14 protein-coding genes and 2 pseudogenes are annotated in these 19,420 nt (G+C 70.7%); 5 read left to right on the top strand and 11 right to left on the bottom strand.

What is annotated here, in order from left to right:
- Positions 1-339: 339 nt before the first annotated feature.
- Together PV396_RS37940 and PV396_RS37935 are read right to left on the bottom strand one after the other, a co-directional pair.
- A complete protein-coding gene (locus PV396_RS37940) occupies positions 340-699 on the bottom strand; it encodes an aldehyde dehydrogenase family protein (RefSeq protein WP_319212645.1) in 360 nt (119 codons plus the stop codon).
- Entirely contained in the window at positions 696-1,847 is a 1,152-nt protein-coding gene (locus tag PV396_RS37935; protein WP_319212644.1) for an aldehyde dehydrogenase family protein, read from the bottom strand. Before PV396_RS37935 ends, PV396_RS37940 begins: the two co-directional genes overlap by 4 nt.
- 129 nt (positions 1,848-1,976) lie before the next feature.
- Here PV396_RS37935 and PV396_RS37930 point away from each other — a divergent pair, with 129 nt between their 5' ends.
- Positions 1,977-2,567: a TetR family transcriptional regulator gene (locus tag PV396_RS37930; RefSeq protein WP_319212642.1), complete on the top strand. Its 591-nt coding sequence runs from the start codon at positions 1,977-1,979 to the stop codon at positions 2,565-2,567.
- Between the two features lie 102 nt (positions 2,568-2,669).
- Positions 2,670-2,853, top strand: a pseudogene (locus tag PV396_RS37920) (transposase); the annotation flags it as partial.
- Here PV396_RS37920 and PV396_RS37915 read toward each other — a convergent pair.
- Both PV396_RS37915 and PV396_RS37910 read right to left on the bottom strand, forming a co-directional pair.
- On the bottom strand, positions 2,854-3,036 hold the full coding sequence (locus tag PV396_RS37915) for a hypothetical protein (protein ID WP_319212638.1): 183 nt from the start codon (positions 3,034-3,036) through the stop codon (positions 2,854-2,856).
- A 376-nt stretch (positions 3,037-3,412) separates the two neighbouring features.
- Positions 3,413-3,511 (bottom strand): annotated as a pseudogene (locus PV396_RS37910) (3-oxoadipate enol-lactone hydrolase); the annotation flags it as partial.
- Positions 3,512-3,769: 258 nt separating this feature from the next.
- Between PV396_RS37910 and PV396_RS37905 the strand changes: the two are divergent.
- Complete coding sequence (locus PV396_RS37905; RefSeq protein WP_319212636.1) at positions 3,770-4,531, top strand: hypothetical protein; 762 nt, start codon at positions 3,770-3,772, stop codon at positions 4,529-4,531.
- Positions 4,532-4,565: 34 nt separating this feature from the next.
- Here PV396_RS37905 and PV396_RS37900 read toward each other — a convergent pair whose 3' ends face one another.
- Positions 4,566-4,886 carry a hypothetical protein gene (locus tag PV396_RS37900; protein WP_319212634.1) on the bottom strand — a complete coding sequence of 107 codons (321 nt, stop codon included), beginning with the start codon at positions 4,884-4,886 and terminating at the stop codon, positions 4,566-4,568.
- 507 nt (positions 4,887-5,393) lie between these two features.
- Here PV396_RS37900 and PV396_RS37895 point away from each other — a divergent pair.
- Positions 5,394-5,798 carry a hypothetical protein gene (locus tag PV396_RS37895; RefSeq protein WP_319212632.1) on the top strand — a complete coding sequence of 135 codons (405 nt, stop codon included), beginning with the start codon at positions 5,394-5,396 and terminating at the stop codon, positions 5,796-5,798.
- Between the two features lie 218 nt (positions 5,799-6,016).
- Here PV396_RS37895 and PV396_RS37890 read toward each other — a convergent pair whose 3' ends face one another.
- Positions 6,017-8,695 (bottom strand): ATP-binding protein, encoded by a 2,679-nt coding sequence (locus PV396_RS37890; RefSeq protein ID WP_319212630.1) that lies wholly within the window; start codon positions 8,693-8,695, stop codon positions 6,017-6,019.
- 832 nt (positions 8,696-9,527) lie between these two features.
- On the opposite strand from PV396_RS37890, the gene PV396_RS37885 reads away from it, so the two are divergent.
- A complete protein-coding gene (locus tag PV396_RS37885; protein ID WP_319212628.1) occupies positions 9,528-11,345 on the top strand; it encodes a hypothetical protein in 1,818 nt (605 codons plus the stop codon).
- 213 nt (positions 11,346-11,558) lie between these two features.
- On the opposite strand, the gene PV396_RS37880 is transcribed toward PV396_RS37885, so the two are convergent.
- The 5 genes from PV396_RS37880 to PV396_RS37860 form a co-directional block, all read right to left on the bottom strand.
- Positions 11,559-12,311, bottom strand: a complete 753-nt coding sequence (locus tag PV396_RS37880) for a YcnI family protein (protein ID WP_319212626.1) — start codon at positions 12,309-12,311, stop codon at positions 11,559-11,561.
- Between the two features lie 42 nt (positions 12,312-12,353).
- A complete protein-coding gene (locus PV396_RS37875) occupies positions 12,354-12,941 on the bottom strand; it encodes a hypothetical protein (protein WP_319212624.1) in 588 nt (195 codons plus the stop codon).
- 179 nt (positions 12,942-13,120) lie between these two features.
- Complete coding sequence (locus PV396_RS37870) at positions 13,121-14,242, bottom strand: LacI family DNA-binding transcriptional regulator (RefSeq protein ID WP_319212622.1); 1,122 nt, start codon at positions 14,240-14,242, stop codon at positions 13,121-13,123.
- 131 nt (positions 14,243-14,373) lie between these two features.
- A complete protein-coding gene (locus PV396_RS37865; protein WP_319212621.1) occupies positions 14,374-16,512 on the bottom strand; it encodes an SWIM zinc finger family protein in 2,139 nt (712 codons plus the stop codon).
- Entirely contained in the window at positions 16,512-19,355 is a 2,844-nt protein-coding gene (locus tag PV396_RS37860) for a DEAD/DEAH box helicase (protein ID WP_319212619.1), read from the bottom strand. The genes PV396_RS37865 and PV396_RS37860 overlap by 1 nt, the downstream gene beginning before the upstream one ends.
- Positions 19,356-19,420 lie beyond the last annotated feature (65 nt).

Raw genomic sequence — 19,420 nt, 5'->3', positions numbered from 1 at the left:
CCCTGCTCCTTTCAATCCTTGCGACGGTCTGTGACCGTCATCGAGTGCTTCATCTGTTGCCCAGGCGGACTCGGAGCCCGCCTGGGCGATGGTCGTGACGTTCGAGGTGTCCTCGGTGACGAGAACGAGGTCGTGATCAGCCACCGGGGGCCTCCTTGCGGAGGTGTGCGCCTCGGCCAGGCCCTGGCCGCTGCACGGGCGGACGTGCGTCCTGGTGCTCGACGCCGCCGCTCGGGGTGCACACCCTTTCCGCCGATCTGCCGATCGATTTCGCCGAACGGGCGGCCGCACTTGTGTGTGAGGGGCGCTCCGGACCGGCGGGCGCCGGGAACGGCTCCGTTACCGGAGCAGGAAGTTGAGGAGGGTCTCGGTGCGCGTGTTGAAGGGGGCGCGCAGCATGCGGGTGGCGTTCCAGCGTCCTTGTACGTAGATGCCCTTGGGGTGGCTGAGCGTGCGGAAGCCTTCGATGCCGTGGTACTTGCCCATCCCGCTGGCGCCGACGCCGCCGAAGGGGAGGTCGTCCTGCGCGACGTGCATGAGGGTGCCGTTGACGGTGACGTTGCCGGAGGTCGTGCGGCCGAGGACCCTGCGGCGCTCGGGGCCGTTGTCGCCGAAGTAGTAGAGGGCGAGCGGTCGCGGTCGTGCGTTGACGTAGTCAATGGCGTCGTCGATGTCGCGGTCGTGCGTTGACGTAGTCAATGGCGTCGTCGATGTCGCGGTCGTGCGTTGACGTAGTCAATGGCGTCGTCGATGTCGCGGTAGCCGAAGATCGGCAGGATGGGGCCGAATATCTCCTCGTGGGCGATGCGCATGTCGTCGGTGACGCCGAGCACGACGGTCGGTGCGAGGGTGTGCGGACGGCGGGCCGCGTCGCCCGGCCGGTGTCCGACCTCGATGATCCGCGCCCCGTGGGCGCGGGCGTCGTCGATCAGGTCGTTGAGGATCTTGTACTGCTTGTCGTCGACGATCGAGGTGTAGTCCTCGCCGGTGGGGCCGTCGGGGTAAGCGGTCTTCACCAGTCTGTCGTAGCCGGCGATGAAGGCGTCGATCTCGGATTCGTGAACCAGGGCATAGTCGGGAGCGATGCAGGTCTGCCCGCCGCTGAGCAGCTTGCCGAAGACGATGTCGGACACAGCCTGGTCCCGGACGTGTCCCTTGGCCACGATGGTCGGGGACTTGCCGCCGAGTTCCAGGGTGACGGGGACGAGGTGGTCGCTGGCCGCCCTCATCACGGCTCGCCCGACCTCGGTGCTGCCGGTGAAGACGAGGTGGTCGAACGGCAGTGAGGAGAACGCGGAGCCGTCGCCGCTGACGATCGTGACCTGCTCCGGCGGGAACAGCTCGCTGAGCATCGACGCGAGCACCGCGTTCGTCGCCGGGGTCAGCTTCGACGGCTTGAGCATCACGCGGTTGCCGGCGGCGATCGCGGTGACGACGGGCATGAGCGACAGGTTGACCGGATAGTTCCACGGCGAGATGACCCCGACCACGCCGAGCGGCTGGTATTCGATGCGGTTGCTGCCGAAACGCAGCAGCAGCTCGATGTGGCGATGGGTCGGGCGCATGAACCGACGAAGGTTGCGATGCAGGTAGTCGATGCCCTGCACGACGCCCACGACTTCCATCAGCGCGCTCTCGTGCCGCGAGCGATGCCCGAAGTCGGCGTCGATCGCCTCCTCGATGTCGCCACGCCGGGCGATCAGCGCCGCCCTGAACCTGCTCAGATCGCTGCGCCGGGCCTCCAGGGAAGGCGCTCCGTCGCGGAGGTAGGCGGCGCGCTGGCTCTGGAGGATGTGGTTGAAGCGCTCCGCGTCGGTGGACTGTGCGGTGACGTCGGTGATGGTCATGATCGCGTTCCTTAGCTGTTGATGAGGGCGGCGGGGACGGAGTCGACGTCGCTCATGGCATTCACTCTACGCACGTCTTTGCACTGAGTGCAAGTAGATGCATCGCGTGATACGAAGTACCATCGGTGCATGACTCAGAAACCAGCCCCTATCCGGGAACAGACCCGCTCCGTGGTTCGATCACTGCTGGCCCGTACCGCCATCGAACTGTTCGGCGCCAAGGGCTTCGACAACACGACCCTCGACGAGGTCGCCGCCGCCGCGGGCGTCTCCCGGCGAACCCTGTTCAACTACTTCCGCAACAAGGAGGACCTCGCGCTCAGCGGCCTGGACGAACAGGGCGAACTGATCGCCGCGCGCCTCGCCGAGCGCCCGGCCGACGAGGATGCCTGGACGGCGCTGCGCGCGGCGTTCCAGGTGCTCGAGGAGATCGACATAACAGCCGAAGGGCGCCTGGAGTTCATCACGCTGCTGTTCGGCAACGACTCCCTGCGCGCCGGGCACACGGAGAAGCAAGCCCGCTGGCAAGACCTGTTCGCTCCGCACATCGAGCCGCGAGTGCCCGACTCCGACCGCCGCACCCTGCAGGCCCGCGCGATCGCGGCCGCAGCGATCGTCTGCATGCAGGCAGCCAACGAGGAATGGGTACGCCTGGGCGGACAGGCCGACATGTTCGACCTCTACGACACCGCCGTACAGGCCATCCGCCGCCCCACCTGAGGGTCTGTACGGTGAGCGGTGTAACTCCCGAGCTGGAAGCGACAGTTGATGACTGACGTGACGAGTGACACCGAGGCCGGGCAGGTCGGCTCGGGCCGTCTGGAGGGCGGCCTCCTGCAGCAGCTGACCAAGCGGGTGCTGGAAATACGCACTGGAGGGCGAGCTCACTGATCATCTGGGGCACGAGCCCGGTGAGCGGGCCGAGGGTGGCAGGGAGAACTACCGTAACGGGCACCGGCCCAAGACGGTGATCACCGAGTCGGGGCCGGTCGAGGCACGAACGCCCCTATAACGAGGGAGGATCGCCGGAGCGCTCAGCCCTCGGTGTGATAGCGGCTTGAGACACGACGGCTTGGCGGATCTTGGTGGTGAAGTCGGCGGTACGGGCGATCCGGTCCACCCCGCCGGCCTTGTTACGACGCAGGACGCTCTTGAAGATCTGCTCCAGCGTTCCTGTCGTTCGGAACATCAAGCGGAGCGGGCATCGCTTCAGACACCTCCAGAGGCGTTCGATTTTGCAGAAGCGAAGGCTTTGGCTGTTGGCCGCCAAGGGCCCTGGGCCGCATCACTGCAGGCGTGTGTCATCACCACGCCCTCGCGTCAAGTGCTCGTTGGGGGGAGAAGCCGGGGGGGGTTCGGTGCCATCGCCTGAGCTGCAGCACACCCGCTCGGAAGCGCCCTCCGGCCGCGTGCCTGCAGGGGCTTGCCGTCGAACGCCTCTCTCACCGGCGGTATCACACGTCTGTCACCAACTACGCCGACTCCCCCAGACTGCGATGCCCTGACCTGCCACTACGCAGCCGCCCTGGACTGATGTGGACGCCCGAAGACAGTCTCTACAACCTGTGCCAGGTGGTGCCCAGTGAGGGACCGAGGATCAGAACGGGGGCGTCTTCCGGCCCGTCAAAGCGGTATTGCAGGGTGTTCATCGGCGTCTCACTCACCCGCCCGACCCTCTCATCTGTCACGAGATGTCACATCGCCGGGGTGGACCTGGCGACATCAAGTGTGGCGGCGCGTACGCGACTCGACGTGACCCACCTGCAAAACCTTCCCGACTCCCACCCAACAGCGGCTTGAACACCACACGGTGAACAAGTCTCTTCTCGCCCTCACGACGGGGCGCTGAGGGACCCCGGGGGGCGCGCTAGGCTGCGGTTCCTCGGCGGATGGGGGCATACATGTGGCGCCAAGGAACACGGGTGGTCGTGCTCGGCGCGGCTCTGGCGGTCCTCGCCGGCTGCGGTACGGAGACCGCCGACGAGGCGGCAGACACGGCCTCGGCCTCCGACTGGACGCTCGCCGCTCCGATTCGCATCGACGGCATCCGTACCGCCGACGGCGGTCGGTCTCTGGTGGTCGAGGCCGAAGTGCCCGACGGGAAACGCGACTGCGTACGCGGCCTGCGCGGTGAGCTCGACACCGTCGAACACGGCACGGTGTACGTGAAGGTCACGTACGAGACCCGCTCCCTGGACCAGGACTCCGGCTGCACCGGCACGCGGCGGGTCAAAGCGACGGTGAAGCTGGGCGAGCCCCTGGGCTCCCGCAGGGTCATGGTGAACAGCATGGACGTGTACACCCCCGTCGGTGCCGAGCCACCCGCTCTGCGGCAGTGCGGTGAGAACGGCTGCGACCCCACGCCGCCGCGTTGCACCTCGTCCTCGTACGGGCAGGCGGTCAAGGACACGGACATCCCCAAGCACACCAGCTGGGAGGAACGCGGCTGCGACGACACGTGGCTGGTGCTGGACCTGTCGACCCGGATGGGGCCCGCGTGCGGTGACCCCGGCGACGGATGCTCCTCCTCCGGTGTCTCCCAGCGCTGGTTCTACCGGGCCGAGTCCACGGGCTGGCGACCGGTCGCCACGAACGGCGACGCGGGGTGCGCCGGGATCCACGAAGTCCTGCCGAAATTCCCCGAGCGCCTCTGCGCGCCGCTGCCGGAGCTTAATCGCGGCTGATTCTGCGGGGTAGCTGCAGGCGTTCCGCGTCGGGTCAGTCGAGGTGCCAGATGTCGAAGGGCAGCGTGCTGCCGTATTTCAGAAGGTTGCTGTCCGGGCTCGTGAGGTAGGTGTACCTCTGATCGACGAATTGTCGGAGGCCGGGGCGGACCGTCGTACGGAAGGCCCAGAGAAAGTCGATCACATGGTCGGGCCGGTGCTCGATGAACTCGTACTCGTCCAGCGGACCACAGAGACGCTGTTTGAAGACCTCTCCGGTGCGGGGCTCGTCGATTTCGGCGATCCACATGTTGCCCTGGAAGATCAGCATCGCGTCGATGTACTCGATGAGCGCCAGAATGTTCTGTCCGGTCACCGGCTTGCCGTCGGACGGCCAGTGTTGGAGGTGTCTTGCCCACGCCTGCGAGCGGCCCAGGTGTCCTGCCGTGCGGGGCGGATCAGTCGGGGCCGCGATGCACGGGACAGAGCACAAATCCACTGCGTGCAGCTCGACTTGGGAATGGACACTCAAGGAGCTCGCCGATGGTGATCATGGTCAGGCCCTGGACGGCGCTTCAGTAGGGCGGGCTTCGCCGGATGCTTGAGGCTTCTGGGGTGCCGTGTGCGCGACTGCCGCAACCATCGGCGCGAGGCCTCCCGGCTCGCGGGGGGCACAAGATGCCCTCCCAGGGCGGAGAAATTCTGTCTTCTCAGTCAGTACGGCATCGTCCCTGATCGGCCACCGGCTGGCATCCGCCCCGGCTCTGTCCTCGGCGAACGCCGATCCGTGTCCGTTCGGCCCAGCACCACGCGCCGGACCGGCGTCATCTCCATAGGGTCGCTGTGACGGTCGTACAGGCCACCAGCCCGAAAGGAATGACCTATGCGGATACGCACAGCGTTCGCCGCCGCAGTGACGGTCGCCCTCGCCGCCGGCCCGTCGGCGGGCCTGGCCCACGCCCAACCCGATCTGGACTGCCGTGACTTCGCCTTCCAGGAAGACGCGCAGGCAGAGCTGAACCGAGACCCCAGCGACCCCCACCGGCTGGACGAGGACCAAGGGCCGGACGACGGCATCGCCTGCGAGACCCTGCCCCACAGAAGCACCACCAGCACGACGACGTCCACGCCTTTGCCCACCCGCGGCGTTCAGGGCGGTATCGGCGGCAGCACCGGCCCCGCCGACTTCGAGCGGACCCTGGGCACGGCCCTGGCCTTCACATCCCTCGCTGCGGCAGCTGCTTACGCGGCCCGGCGACACCGGGGCGCCGGCCTACGCAGACACTGACCGGCCACCGCAGGCACTTTCACCGACGCGAGCCGCCCCTCACCGTCGCCGAGCGTCCGGGACGAGGTTCCCCCAGGCCGGCTCTGTTATCGAATGCGGATGCGTCTCAGGTCAAGACCGCGCCAAGGTGCCCCGAGCGGGTCTCCGGATACGGGAGCGGTCTTGCCGGCTACGGGTGAGCTGGTTTCCTGATGGCCTCGCGTATCTGTGCAGTCAGCTCACTGATGCCGGCGGAAGCGCCGGGCGCGGGGCACGGGGTGGGTGAGGATCTTGGCGAGTTCGGGGTCGGCAAGGGCGGGAAAAGGTATGTCGGCGGCGTGGTGATGGGTGCGGGACTGCTGCAGTGTGCGGAGGACGTCTTGGTGTCGGCCGACGGCGCCGTAGAGTCTGGCCAGGCGGAAGCTGGCCTGAGCGGAGCCGGCGTGGTCGCGGAAAGTGGCGAGGGTCTGTTCTGCCAGCATGATGGCGTCGCTGAGGCGGTTTGCCTCGGCGAGCAGCAGAGTTTGGAGGGCCGATGCCCTGCTGTTGCCTCGATGGTCGCCGCAGGCGTCGGTCTCCTGGAGCGCACGCCTGATCAGTTCTGCGGCGGTGTCGTCACGTTCATAGAGGGCCATGTCTGCCAGCCCCAAAGTGACCCAGGTGTGCCCACGGTGGTCCCGGACGGCGTGCAGAACCTGGGCAGCGTCGTCGTAGTGGGTGCGGGCCGCGGCCCATCGCGGATCTTGTGCGGGACGACTCGTCGTGTGGTATCCGGGCCAAGGGCCTTCATACCAGCGGTGAGGGAGCGGGCAGCCGCCCGTCGTGCTCTCCTTCTCGGTATCGGCGCGGGTGCGCAGGATCCAGCCGATGCCACGGATTTCTTCGTTGGCGGCGAACAGGGCCTGGGCTTCGTCGAGTTGGGCGTGCGCTTGGGTGTATTGAGCGTGGTGTCGGCTGATCACCGCCCTTTCCCGCAGGGTCCAGGCCAGCCCGCGCTCCAGTGGCAGGGCCCGGAAGCGCAGCTCGGCCGCGGTCAGAGTTCGCTCAGCTTCCCGCAGCGCGCCTTGCTGGCGCTGCAGAATTCCCAGGTTGCCCAGGGCGTCGCTTTCGCCGTGTGCGTCGCCTGAGCTGCGGAAGAGAGCGATCGCTTCGCTGAAGCACTCTGCGGCCCTGTCCAGGTCGTCGCCGCCGTCCCGCAGGGCTTCGCCGAGGTTGCGCAGCAGTGCGGCACGGGCCTGGCCATCCCCCAGACGGTCGGCCGCGTCCAATGCGAGCCCGTGAACCTGACGGCTGATGTCCCAGCGCCATTGATGCTCAAGAGCGATACTCATCGCGTCGGTGATCTCCCAGCACAGCTCCCACCACCCGCGAGCATGAGCGTGGGCGACAGCTGCCACCAGTACGGGACGCTCGGCTTCGAACCAGTGGACGGCCTCCCACACGTCACCTGCCACGGTGTCCTCCGGCGGGGAACGACGGACTGCCCCGTCACGGCCGCGGTGCCGGGCACCTGCCGGCCGTAGCTGCGCGTCGGCTGCGTCGGCCGCGCTGAGGAGGGCACCGAGCAGACGCCGTACGGCACTGTCGGCCCCGTCCGCCGGCTGTTCGGCCGCCATCTCCTTGGAGAACCCGCGCGTGAGATCATGCAGCACGATGCGCTGGCCGCCTGTCTCGCCGCGGCGAGTCTGTACGAGATGAGCCAGCAGGAGCCTTTCCAGACATGCGTCGGCCGCAGCGGCGTCCACGTCCAGTAATGGCGACAGCGCCCACGTCGGCAGGTCGGGTGCGTCCAGGGCCGACAACAGCCGGAACGCACGCCGCTGCAACGGCGGGAGCGCCTCATAACCGGCGCGGAAGACCGCCCGTACACTGCGCTCGCCCAGGCTCAGCACATCCAGCCGCCGGTGGTCGTCGGCCAGATCTCGGGCGAACGAGCCCAAGGTACGCGCGGGAAAGGTGGCCAGCCGCGCTCCCGCGATACGAAGGGCAAGCGGGAGCCCGCTGCACAGACCGACTACAGCGCGGCCTGCTTCAGGGTCCTCGTCCACCCGGTCCGGGCCGCTGATCCGCCTCAGCAGATCCCAGGCGGCGCCCTCGTCCAACCCCGGCAAGGCGACGCGCTCATCCACGGCCAGAGTGGCAAGAGCCTGGCGGCTGGTGATCAGGACAGCGCACGACGACCCACCCGGTATCAGCGCATCCACCTGCTGTTCACTGGCCGCGTTGTCCAGGACGATCAGGACACGCCGGTCGGCCAACTCCGTACGGAACTGCCGTGTCCGCCCCGCAACATCGTCGGGGATTCTTCCGCGTGGTGTCCCCAGAGCCTCCAGGAAGTCGCCCAGTACCTCGACGACGGAGGCAGGACGCTCCTCCGCCCCGTTCAGATCGACGAAGAGCTGACCGTCGGGAAAAAACTGCACCAGCTGGTGAGAAGCCTGCAACGCGACAGATGTTTTGCCGATCCCACCCGGCCCGTGCAACAGACACACCCTGGACCCACCAGGACGCTCAACAGCCTCCACCAGCCGCGCCACCTCCTGGCCGCGTCCAGTGAAATCCGCCGGCGCCGGTGGCAACTGACGCGGGATACCGGACGATTCCGAAAGAAGAGCCAGCGCGTGCGGCGACAGCAGCATCCGCAATTCCTCAACGCCTGCAGGATCTTCACCCAGAGCCAGTACCAGCCGCCGTCGCAGCTGAGCCCGTGCAGCAGGAGAACGGTCCGCCTCCTCGACCAGGGCCGCGCCCTCCTCACCCGGCAGTCGTCCGACCATCCACCGGTACAGCCGCCCCAGCCGGTCGGCCACCGACTGCTCCACGCCCTCCACCGCACGATCCGCCAGACCAGCACCCAGCCTCTTCGCAGCCACGATCGCCAAAGCGACAACTGCCGCCACGAGCTCCTCAACCGTCATCGACCGCCCCCGTCCGGAGCTGTGACAACCGCGCCGTCCCACAACGCACTGCCGACGCCCCGACAGCAGTCATGCCCAGAACGCCGTTAAACAGCACCCCCCTCGACCAATCCCGGTGCGGTTCAACTAGCAGCGTGGATCGCGCAGTACAGCTGTGCCAGCCGAAACTGCACACGTGTAGCTTTTCTCCGGCTCACTCCGCATGAGATGTTGCTGATCACGGTGGTTTGCCGGCGCAACGCTTCGGTTGATCGCCCCAGTCGCATCCCGGACGGTGACCGCAGACCTCCGATGGCCGCCCCGTCCGGTGTGACGGATCTGCCGTCGGTCGCCGCGCAGACCAGCGTGAGGTTACCTGGTTGGGGCAAGAGCGCCACTCCTGCCATTGCCTCGCCACCGGGTCCGTGGAACACGCGCAAGCTCATGTCCTGTGATGCCTGTGGTCACCCACTCAGTTCACCTGAACGTTGACCCCATGCCTCACCGGCCGTACTGGTCGCCATGGGCGTCCAGCGCCAGCGCACCGCCGCCCGCGCCGATTCCGCCTCGTCCGCCACACCCGATACAGACAGGATCCCCACTTCCAGATCCTGACCCGGCTCACGCCTCAAGGGGCGTGGCTGTGGTCAACAGCCGCGCCCCTTAATTGGATCGACCTTCCCGACCTGGGTAGTCGATCTCCCGAACCGGGGATCAATACAGGCACATGACGGGGGAATGTACGGGGGCGGGGGGATGTGCCATGGGGCCGGGATCCGGTGTGCCCGGGGCCGCTGACGGCGGGGGTTTCTGGGGAGGTTTCTGGGAACAGAGTGGTGGCACCGCTGTGTGGGTGCTCGGCATTTTCGCGCTCACCGTGGTCGTCGTCACCGTACGGCTGGGGTCCGGTTTACTGCTGCGCCACCAGAGCAACCGGCTGCTGCCGGTGGTGGTCGGCGAGGACCGTGGTCTGCTCGGCGGGCAGGGTGCGGCGCACCGGGGCAACGGCAACGGGCACGGCGGCGCGGACCACGGCCCCCAGTCCGCGCGCACCGCGGAACTGGCCGCCTACATCACCGAACACATGGCCGCCGACGGCCTCGGCCCGCGCGTCCTGACCCCCGGCAGCGGCACCACCACGGGACCCGACCCGGCTCCGGAGACCGCCTCGTCCCCGCACGGCTGGGTGGACGTGATGAAACGGCTCGCCTTCTTCCAGCCCCGGGCCTACCACGTGATGCTGCACTGCATGTCGGCCGACAGGACACAGCCCCGATTCTCCGTGCGGATCATGTACATGCCGAAGAACATCATGGTGGCCGCCACCATCATGGAAGGCGAGCCCATCACGCGGGGGGCGACCAACGAGGAGAGGCGCAAACGCGACAAGAAACTGTACGAGCGGATCGCCTGCTACTGCACCGTCAAGATCCTCGGCGACCCGCGCTCGCAGGACCGCATCCCCCGCTGGGAGAGCTGGGGCGACGACCTTGACTCGTACCGCTTCTACCGCATGGGCATCAGGGCGCAGGAGCGGGCGCTGGCCGCGAAGAAACGCCGCGACCCCGATCAGGAGCGCGCGCACTACCAGCACGCCCTCAAGCACTACGACGAGGCCGCGGCCCTGGTCCCCGGCAACCTCACCGTTCGCCTCCAGCAGGCCGGCGTCCGCGAACTCATGGGCCAGGACGGCGATACGGAGGAGCCCGCCCCCCACATCCAGCGTGCCATCGAGATCTACGAGGACTGCGTCCAGCTGTGGCCCGAGCACATCGAGACCGGCTACCGGCTGTCCATCGCCTGCGGCGAGCAGCACCGGTACCGCGGCCAGGGGCGGCACTGGCCCGCGGACTACGAACGCGATTCGCGCGAGCATCTCAGGCTGTTGCTGAAACGCCTGTCGTGGTCGGTCATGGCCCGCCGCTACGCCCGCACCTGGCTTCCCGGCCGCCGCAACCTCGGCGAACGCCGTTACTGGCGACAGTGGTTCGCCTTCGAGCGGCCCCACCCCTCGCTGCGCAGCCGCCGCCGCGCCTTCCTCGCGGCCGTACGCATCGCCGAGGCGGCCGACGAACTGCGGATGAACTGCCAGCCGGAACCCGAGAAGCTGCGTGAGGCGTTCCGAACCGTGGCCAAGGAAGTGACCGGCGGTGTCTGGGCCCGCTGGGGCTGGCTCTGGGGCGGGCCCGACTGGGGGATACGCCGTCTGCTCCACGCCGACCACCGACGCGGCGGCGACCATGCCGGAGAGGGCACCCCCGTGCCACCTGCCTGGCACCGGGGAGCGCGTACGTACACCCACGCCGAGGCGCTGATCGCCGGCCCGGCGCCCCGGCATCGCGTGCCCACCCGTGCCTCCACCGGATATCTCGTCTACTACAACGCCGCCTGCTTTCTCAGCCTGGCGCTGGGGGTGGAGCCTCCCACGGGTTCCGTGACGTGGTCCGGCGAGGAATGGCGGGAGGACTGCGCCAGAGCGGCCGTCGCCCACCTCAACAGCAGCCTGCGGGTCACACGCAGCCAGTTCTCCGCGGCCTGGGCGGAACGCGACACCGACCTGCGCCCGCTGTTCACGGGCCGTCTGCGCGACGACCCGGCGACCGACCCACCGCGCTGGGTACGGATCGGACGCAACTGGGCCGGTTTCGCGGGGATACGCGTTCCGGACTGAGGGGCCCGATTTCGAGGGGGACCTGCCGGCTGTCCCGGCAGCGCACCGGATGCGTTCCGACAGAGCACAACGCGAACTCGCGTCCACCACCGCTTCAACCGGACACGGGCGCCGGTGAGGTGGGGACGCCAACCCGACTGCGGGGAAGCGACCGGTCCTGCCGTCGGGTTGCCGGGGATTCCGGAGGTTCCGACGGCAGGACCACTGTCCGGCCTACTCCGCCCGGGATCCGGCGGAGCGCGTCCTGGTCACGGCGAAGGCCGCCGCCGCCAGCCCGAGCACACCCACGACCAGCCCGGCGATGCCGAGCCCACGGGCGGTCGAGTCACTGCTGGACGCGGTGGCCGAGGCGGCGGCGCCGGAGGCGCTGACCTTCGTCGCGCTCCCCGACCCGTCCGAACTCGCCGAGCCGTCCGCACCCTTCGCGGTGAGCTTCAGCACCGGCGCCGGGTTCTCCGGCTCGTCCGCGCCGGGCTGTGCCTCCTCGATCCAGCGGACGGTCTTGCCGTCGGAGTAGGTCTGCAGGGTCTTGAAGGTCAACTGGTCGGCGTTGTCCGGGAGTTGCCCGAACGCCACGTCGAAGTCCTCGAACTGCCCGGCACCGATCTTCCCACCGGTCCAGGTGATCTCGGAGACGGCGTCGGTGATGGTGCCGTCGTCGGTCTTGACCGGCGTCTTCAGCTTTGTGTTGGTGACCTTGGCCGTCCAGCCGTCCCTCGGCGAGACGAGCACGCCGAGTACCGGATGGTCGGTCGGCAGAAAGACCTGGACCTTCGTGGTGCTCGCGGTGTCCTCCTCGTTGGGGACCCGGAAGGTCAGGACGCCGTCCGTGGCGCCCTTGGCGTAGCTCTCGGGGTGGACGGTGACATGCGCGGAGGCGACACCGGCGCCGGCGAAAACTCCGGCGGTGGCGAGGGCGGCGACGACGCCGGCCCGGCGCAGGGTGGTGGTACGAGTCGTGGACATGGCTGAGTGGATCTCCGTACTGGAGAGAAGGGATGTCGGGTCTCAGATCGCGTACGACATCCCCGCCGGCGGCCCGCGCCGGTGCACGGCGTACCGCAGCTCCACCTGTCGCGGCTGCCAGGCCCCCTCGGCGGCGGAACGGGCGATACCCGGCGCCCTCGAAGCGCCCCGGAATCCCCGCACCAGCTGCCACCAGGCGGCGAGCCCCGGCAGGAACGCGACCGCCCGGCGCAGCAGCGACCACAACGCGGCCTCACCGCACCGCAGCCACCAGGTCAGCAGCAGGGCCGCCCCGATGTGCGCGGCGGTGGCGTGCGGGGTCAGCGCGTGGGAGTGGGCGTTGGACATCCGCATGCCGTGCATGACCATCGCGATATGCGGCCGGGCGGCGTCGAAGGTCAGGTGCAGCCCGCCTTGGGAGGCCAGCGTCGCGCCGCCGATCCCGGTCAGGGACCGCTCCCGTCCACCGAGCAGCCAGCCGACCGCGAAGACCGGAAGACCCCCGACGGTCTGCGCCCACACCGGCGGCGCCGCTCCCACGGCCAGCGCGTGTCCCCCTGTGGCGAGCAGCACGCACAGCACGGCGAACACCGCCGCGCGCAGGCTCCGTACCGCCGGGGAAGCACTCACGTCGGACGATGCTGCCATGCGGCGCGCGGGTCTCTTCCCCTGCCCCCGCATACGCACCACCGCCACGGCCGATGAGTGGAACCCGCTCCCTCTCTACGGGCCGGACCCGGAAGCCGTTCAGTACCGGGGACCGGGGGCCTGCTGCCGAAAGCCACCGCCGGGCCAGAACAGCCGGGACGTCACAGTCGGCGCACCGACTGCCGGATGACCAACTGCGTGCCCAGCACCACGTGGTCGTCGCCGCCGAGGGACTCCTCGCGCTCCAGGGCCAGGCGTACGGCGGTACGGCCGAGCTCCTCGTAGGGCACCCTGACGGTGGTGAGGGCCGGGGTCAGGTCGGTGGCGAAGGGCACGTCGTCGAAGCCGACCACGGACACGTCGTCCGGCACTCCGAGCCCGGCCTCGCGCAGCGCGGCGAGTGCCCCCAGCGCGACCATGTCGGAGGAGGCGAACACTCCCGTGAACTCGAGCCCGGCGCGCAGCGCGTCCCGGGTACGGACATAGCCCGAGGCGCGGGTGTACGTCCCCGTGGTGTCGAGTTCCTCGACATGGTCGGCGCCGTGCGCGCGCAGCGCGTCCCGGTAGCCGGCGCGTCGCTCGTCCCCGCTGCTCAGCCCGGCCTCTCCGCCGAGGAAGAGCACCCGGCGGTGCCCGGACGCCAGCAGATGCGAGGCGGCCTGGAAGGCGCCGCCGCGGTTGTCGTAGTCGACGACCGTCACCGGCAGGCCCGGTGCCGGAGCCGGACGGCCGACCAGCACCAGGCGCGACCCGGCGGCGTCCAGCGCCCGCGCGTAGCCGACCATCCGCCCCTCGTACGCCGCGTCCGGCACCACGCCGCCCACGAGGAGAACGGCCGCCGCGTGCTGCTCCCGCATGAGCTGGACCAGGGCGTCCTCGCGGGTCGCGTCGTCGTGCGTGGCGCACACCAGGCTGAGCCTGCCCCGGTCGGCGGCCTCCTGCTCCACCCCGGCGGCGACATGGGCGAGGGAGGGGCCGGTGATGTCCTTGATGACCAGGGCGACCGGGCCGGCCACCCGCCCGGACAGTGCCTTGGCGTGCACGTTCACCACGTAGTGCAGTGTCTCGACGGCGGCCATGACCCGGGCCCTGGCCTCCTCGGAGACCGGGTAGTTTCCGGCGAGGGTACGGGAAACGGTTGCTACCGAGACACCCGCCTGTTGGGCGACGTCCCGGATCGTGCTGGGGCGCTCCTTGCCCGCCTGCTGGGCGCCGGTCCGCTTCCGCTTGCCAGGACGGCCCGCCCGGGTGGCCGACCGTCCGCTGTTCCCGTTCTCCGTCACAGCCCGACGTTACTTCATGTCGGGCACCTTGCGGAGTCCCCGGGAGAGCAGCGGAGGCCCCGAATGCGGTAAACGTTTCCTGCACCGGTTTCCCGTACCGATTCCCCTAGCGCCCGCAGTACGTCCCCGGCTCAGTCCTCCGTCGGGTTGCCGAGGCCCGTGAGGGCGCCGACCGGGTCCAGGTCGGGGGTGCCGCGCGGCCACCAGTCGTCGTGGCCCGGTTCGGACTCGTACGCGTACCAGTAACCGTCGCGGCCCAGGCGCAGCTGTATGTGGCCGCGTGGGTGGGTGAGGTGGTTGCGCCAGGGCCTGAAGGCGGGGAGGTCGGCGGCTCGGAGGAGGGGGCGGGCACGGTCGAACCGTCCGGCCGGTGGATCCCAGGCCTCTTCGAGGACCGCGAGGCCGTCGAGCCCGCCCTGCCGCCAGGCGGCCACCGCGCGCGCCAGTTCGGCCGGGGTACGGCCGGCTGCTCGGGCGAGCGAGGAGTACAGGGCACGGGTGCCGGCGGTGAGGCCGGAACCGGGGCGGGCCGCGGCGAGCCGTACGGCGTCCTGCCACAGGGTCAGCTCGCCGACCGGGTCGCGGCCGGCGGTGAGCAGGGTGTGGGCGCGGGCGGCGGCGTCCGTCGCCAACTGGTCCAGCGCGAAGGGGTCGGGGCCGCCCGGGGATGCGGGGTAGGCCGGAGGCGGCTCCGGGTGCGGGCGGGGCGGCAGCGGGGCGGGGAGCGGCGGCAGGGTGCGCGGGGCGAGCGCCTCGGAGGCCCGGACCCCGGGGAACGAGGCCGGCCGCTGCTCCTGAGCGGCACGGGCGGCGTGCGCGGCGTTGCGCCGGGACAACTCGTCGAGCACCTGCCGTTCGCCCCGGCCTCGCAGCAGGAGCAGGACGAAGGGGTCGGCGTCGAGAAGGCGGGCGGTCTGATAGCAGAGGGCGGCGGCGTGCTTGCAGGGGTGCCCGGAGTCGGGGCAGCTGCATCGGGGGTCGAGGTCGCCCGGGGCGGGCAGCAGTGGAACTCCGCACTCGGCGAGGGACTGGGGCATCTCCTTGTCGAGCAGCGCGGCGATGTGTCCGGGCCGTGCCACGGCGGCGTCCAGGAACCGCTCCCACTCCTGGTCGCCGAGGGTGCGCAGCCGCACCTGGACGCGGTACGGGCGCGGCCGGGTGCCCTGTACATAGGCGAGCACGAGTCCGGGCGTCACGGTGATGGCGTCGACATGCCCCTTCGCGGCGTATCCGCGCCCCCGCATCAGCCGGGCGGCGTCCAACGCCCCCTCCTCGAGGGCGGCCACCCAGGCGTTTCCCCACCAGCTCTCCGCGAATCCCCCGCTGCTCCCCGAAGCGGGCAGGGCGGGGAAGGTACGACGCAGCTCACCGTCCCGGCCGGGGGCAGCCATGGAGGAGGTGTTTTGAGGGGTGGGGGTGGCTGGTGGGGTGCTGGTGGTGGCTGAGGTGCCCAGGGTTGTCGGCGTTCCCGGAGCGCCGGGAACGTGCCGGGCGCCCAAGGCCCTCGGGGCGTTCGGGACGTCCGGCGCCGCACCCGATGGTGTTCCCGCCGCCTCGACGCCCGCGATGGCGTGCCGCACAGCGGGTGGAGCGACGGCACGCAGGACCTCGCCGACGGTCATCGGCGACGACGTGTCCATGTGCGGCTCGTCGTCCGGAGTGCTCGGCCCCCTCGGCGCAGCCGTCGGGACCGCCGGAGCCGCCGGGGACTTGTCGGTCGGCGGCTGGAAGGTACCGGCGAGCAGTTCCCGTACATCGTGCGGCAGGTCGCCAGGACTCCGCGCGGGCGGAGCGGGACGCCGGGCGGCGGCCTCGGCTGCCGCCCTCTCCGCGTCGAGGCGGGCCCGTAGGGCCTCCCCGCGCGCGGCGCGCAGCGCCTCTCGGGCGACGTCCCCGGGACGCCCGCCCGCGCGGTCCCCGGTGCCGGGACGCCCCGCCGGGGCATCGCGGACCGTCGGGTCGGTGTCGTCCGCCGCCCGTGTCTCGTCGGCCCGGCTCACGGCCGGCGGTGTCGCGCGGCGCAGGGCCGCACGGGCGGCGTCCCCCGGCCGGGCCTCGCGCCCGGCGGTCTCGGCCGTGCCCCTCGTCCCGGTCGCCTCGTGGCCCGCGCGCTCGCGGGCCGCGCGCAACGCCCTGCGCGCGGCATCGGCGGGCCGGTCCTGCTCGGGGCCGTCGGGCAGAGGGTGCCCGCTCGCCGACGACTCCTCCCCCACCGCGTCGCGACCTTCTCCGCCGCCCTCCTGGCCGTCCCGGCGCTCCTCCGACGTCATCACACCGTCCCCCGCAGCGAGACCAGGTCGGACAGTGCCCGGTCGGTCAGTTCCGTGAACGACGACTCGCCCGACGTCAGGATCGCGTCGGCCAAGGCCCGCTTGGACTCCAGCATCTCCGCGATGCGGTCCTCGACCGTGCCCTCGGTGATCAGGCGGTGCACCTGTACCGGCTGGGTCTGGCCGATGCGGTAGGCGCGGTCCGTGGCCTGTTCCTCGACCGCCGGGTTCCACCAGCGGTCGAAGTGGACGACATGGCCCGCGCGCGTGAGGTTCAGGCCGGTGCCGGCGGCCTTGAGGGAGAGGACCAGGATCGGGGTCGCTCCGCTCTGGAAGCGGTCCACCATGCGTTCCCGTTCCAGGACCGGGGTGCCGCCGTGGAGCAGTTCCACCGGGACCGCGCGGGCCGCGAGGTGGGCCGTGATCAGCCGGGCCATCCCCACGTACTGGGTGAACACCAGGGCCGAGCCGTCCTCGGCGAGCAGGGTGTCCAACAGCTCGTCCAGCAGGGCGAGTTTGCCGGAGCGGGCGGCCAGTCGGTCGCCCGCGGCCGGTCCCGGGGCGTCCTCCTTCAAATACAGGGCGGGATGGTCGCAGATCTGCTTGAGGGAGGTCAGCAGCTTCAGCACCAGACCCCGGCGGGCCATGCCGTCCGCCGTCTCGATGGCGAGGAGTGACTCACGCACCACCGCCTCGTACAGCGCGGCCTGTTCGCGGGTCAGGGGGACCGGGTGGTCCGTCTCCGTCTTCGGCGGCAGTTCCGGCACGATGCCGGGGTCGGACTTCTTGCGGCGCAGCAGGAACGGGCGGACCAGACGGGCGAGTCGGGCCACCGCTTCCTCGTCCTCACCGGTCTCCACCGCGCGCGCGTGCCGGGCGCGGAACGACTTCAGGGGGCCCAGGAGGCCGGGCGTCGTCCAGTCGAGCAGGGCCCACAGTTCGGAGAGGTTGTTCTCCACGGGGGTGCCGGTGAGCGCCACGCGCGCGGGGGTGGGGATCGTGCGCAGGGCTTTCGCCGTCGCCGAGTACGGGTTCTTGACGTGCTGCGCCTCGTCGGCGACGACCATTCCCCACCGCTGCTCGGCCAGCCTGGGTGCCGCCGACCGCATGGTGCCGTACGTCGTGAGGACGAAGCCGCCCGTCATGTCCTCGAGGGTGCGGTCGGGGCCGTGGTAGCGGCGGACGGGGACGCCGGGCGCGAACTTCGTGATCTCGCGCTGCCAGTTGCCCATCAGGGAGGCCGGGCAGACCACCAGGGTCGGTTCGTCGCGGGCCCGCCGCAGATGCAGGGCGATGACGGTGATCGTCTTGCCGAGCCCCATGTCGTCGGCGAGGCAGCCGCCGAGGCCGAGGGAGGTCATGAGGTCGAGCCAGGCCAGTCCCCGGAGTTGGTAGTCACGCAGCCGGGCCCGCAGATCCGGGGGCGGCTCCACGGGGGTGATGCCCGCCGTCAGCCGGTCGCGCAGGGCGGCCAGCGCGCCGACGGGGACCGCCTCGACGCTCTCCCCGTCGACCTCCACGCGGCCGGTGAGTGCCGCGGAGAGCGCGTCGACCGGGTCCAGCAGGCCCAGTTCGCGCTTGCGGGCCTTGCGCACGAGCGCGGGGTCGACGAGCACCCACTGGTCCTTGAGGCGTACGACGGGACGGTGGGCCTCCGCCAGTACGTCCATCTCGGCCTCGGTGAGCGGATCGCCGCCGAGCGCCAACTGCCAGCGGAACTGGAGGAGTTCCTCGCTCTCGAAGAACCCGGTGCCGTCCTTCGCCGAGCCGGGCGCCGGACGGACGACGGCCTGGGCGGTGAGGTCCTGGGCGAGGTCCCGTGGCCAGTGAACGGCGACTCCGGCCGCGGCGAGCCTGGTCGCGGCCACCCCGAGCAGGTCGTACAGCTCGTCCTCGGTCAGGGCCAGGACGTCGGGTGCGTCCTGCTCGGTGAGGCGGTCGAGCGGGGGCCAGACGCGGGCCGCGCGGCGTACCGCCAGGGCGGCGTCCACGCGGGCGCGTGCCCCGAAGGCCGCGTCCGCGGTGCCCGCCCACAGGGTCGCCGCGTCGGTCACGAGGGTGGGGTCGGCGAGGCTGTGCACCTGGACGACCGCCGCACCGGCGGTGCGCACCCGGTCGGGGTCGTCGAACAGCTCGTACGCCGACAGGTCGAGGCGGAGCGAGATCCGCACGCCCGCGTCCATGCCCGCGGCGACCTCGGCCGCCCAGTCCTGGGCCTCCGGCAGCCGCTGGGCCGGGCGCGCGGCGAAGGGCAGCCCCGACGCGTAGGGCGCCGCCGGAGTGCGCGGCAGGGTGTCCGCGACGGCGTCCAGGAAGGCGCGCAGCAGTGCCTCCGGCTCGGGCAGCAGCAGGGGTCCGGAGCCGGGCAGGGGCACCGCGTGTCCCTCGTGGGGCAGGGCCGCGGCGATGGCCCTGAGGTGGGCGATGTCGTCGGGGTCCAGCGGGCCCGCGCGCCAGGAGTCGTGGCCTGCGGGGGTCAGCCCGGGGAGCAGTCGGCCGCGGGCGGTGAGGCGGAGGGCGTGCAGCGCGGCGGCGCCCCAGCAGGCCGTGGCGGGATGCGCGGCGGGGTCGCGGCGGGCCCGCACGAGCAGCGGCAGCGCCGCGTCGACGGGCAGCTTCAGCGCGGGGGCGGTGCGGCGGCGGACGCCGGCGCCGTGCGGTCGTACGACCGTGAGTTCCGTACGCAGGGCCGTGGAACCGTTGTCCTCGTCGGGGAGGCCGGTGTCCCCGGCCGGGTCCCAGAAGGCGATGCGGCCCTCGCGCGGGAGGGGGGCGGGGAGGAAGACGGCCGCGAGGCGCACGGACACGTCCGCCGTCGCTGTCGCCGACGTCGCGTCGCTCATCCGTACGTCACCTCCCGCCCTCGTGTCGTGTCCGTCGAGTCGGACGTCTTCGACTGTACGGGCGG

Origin of the sequence: Streptomyces sp. ME02-8801-2C (genome assembly GCF_033793965.1) — a bacterium.
Classification (GTDB): domain Bacteria; phylum Actinomycetota; class Actinomycetes; order Streptomycetales; family Streptomycetaceae; genus Streptomyces.
Note: the sequence above shows the minus strand (reverse complement) of the source record. Positions and strands in the feature narration are given on the sequence as shown.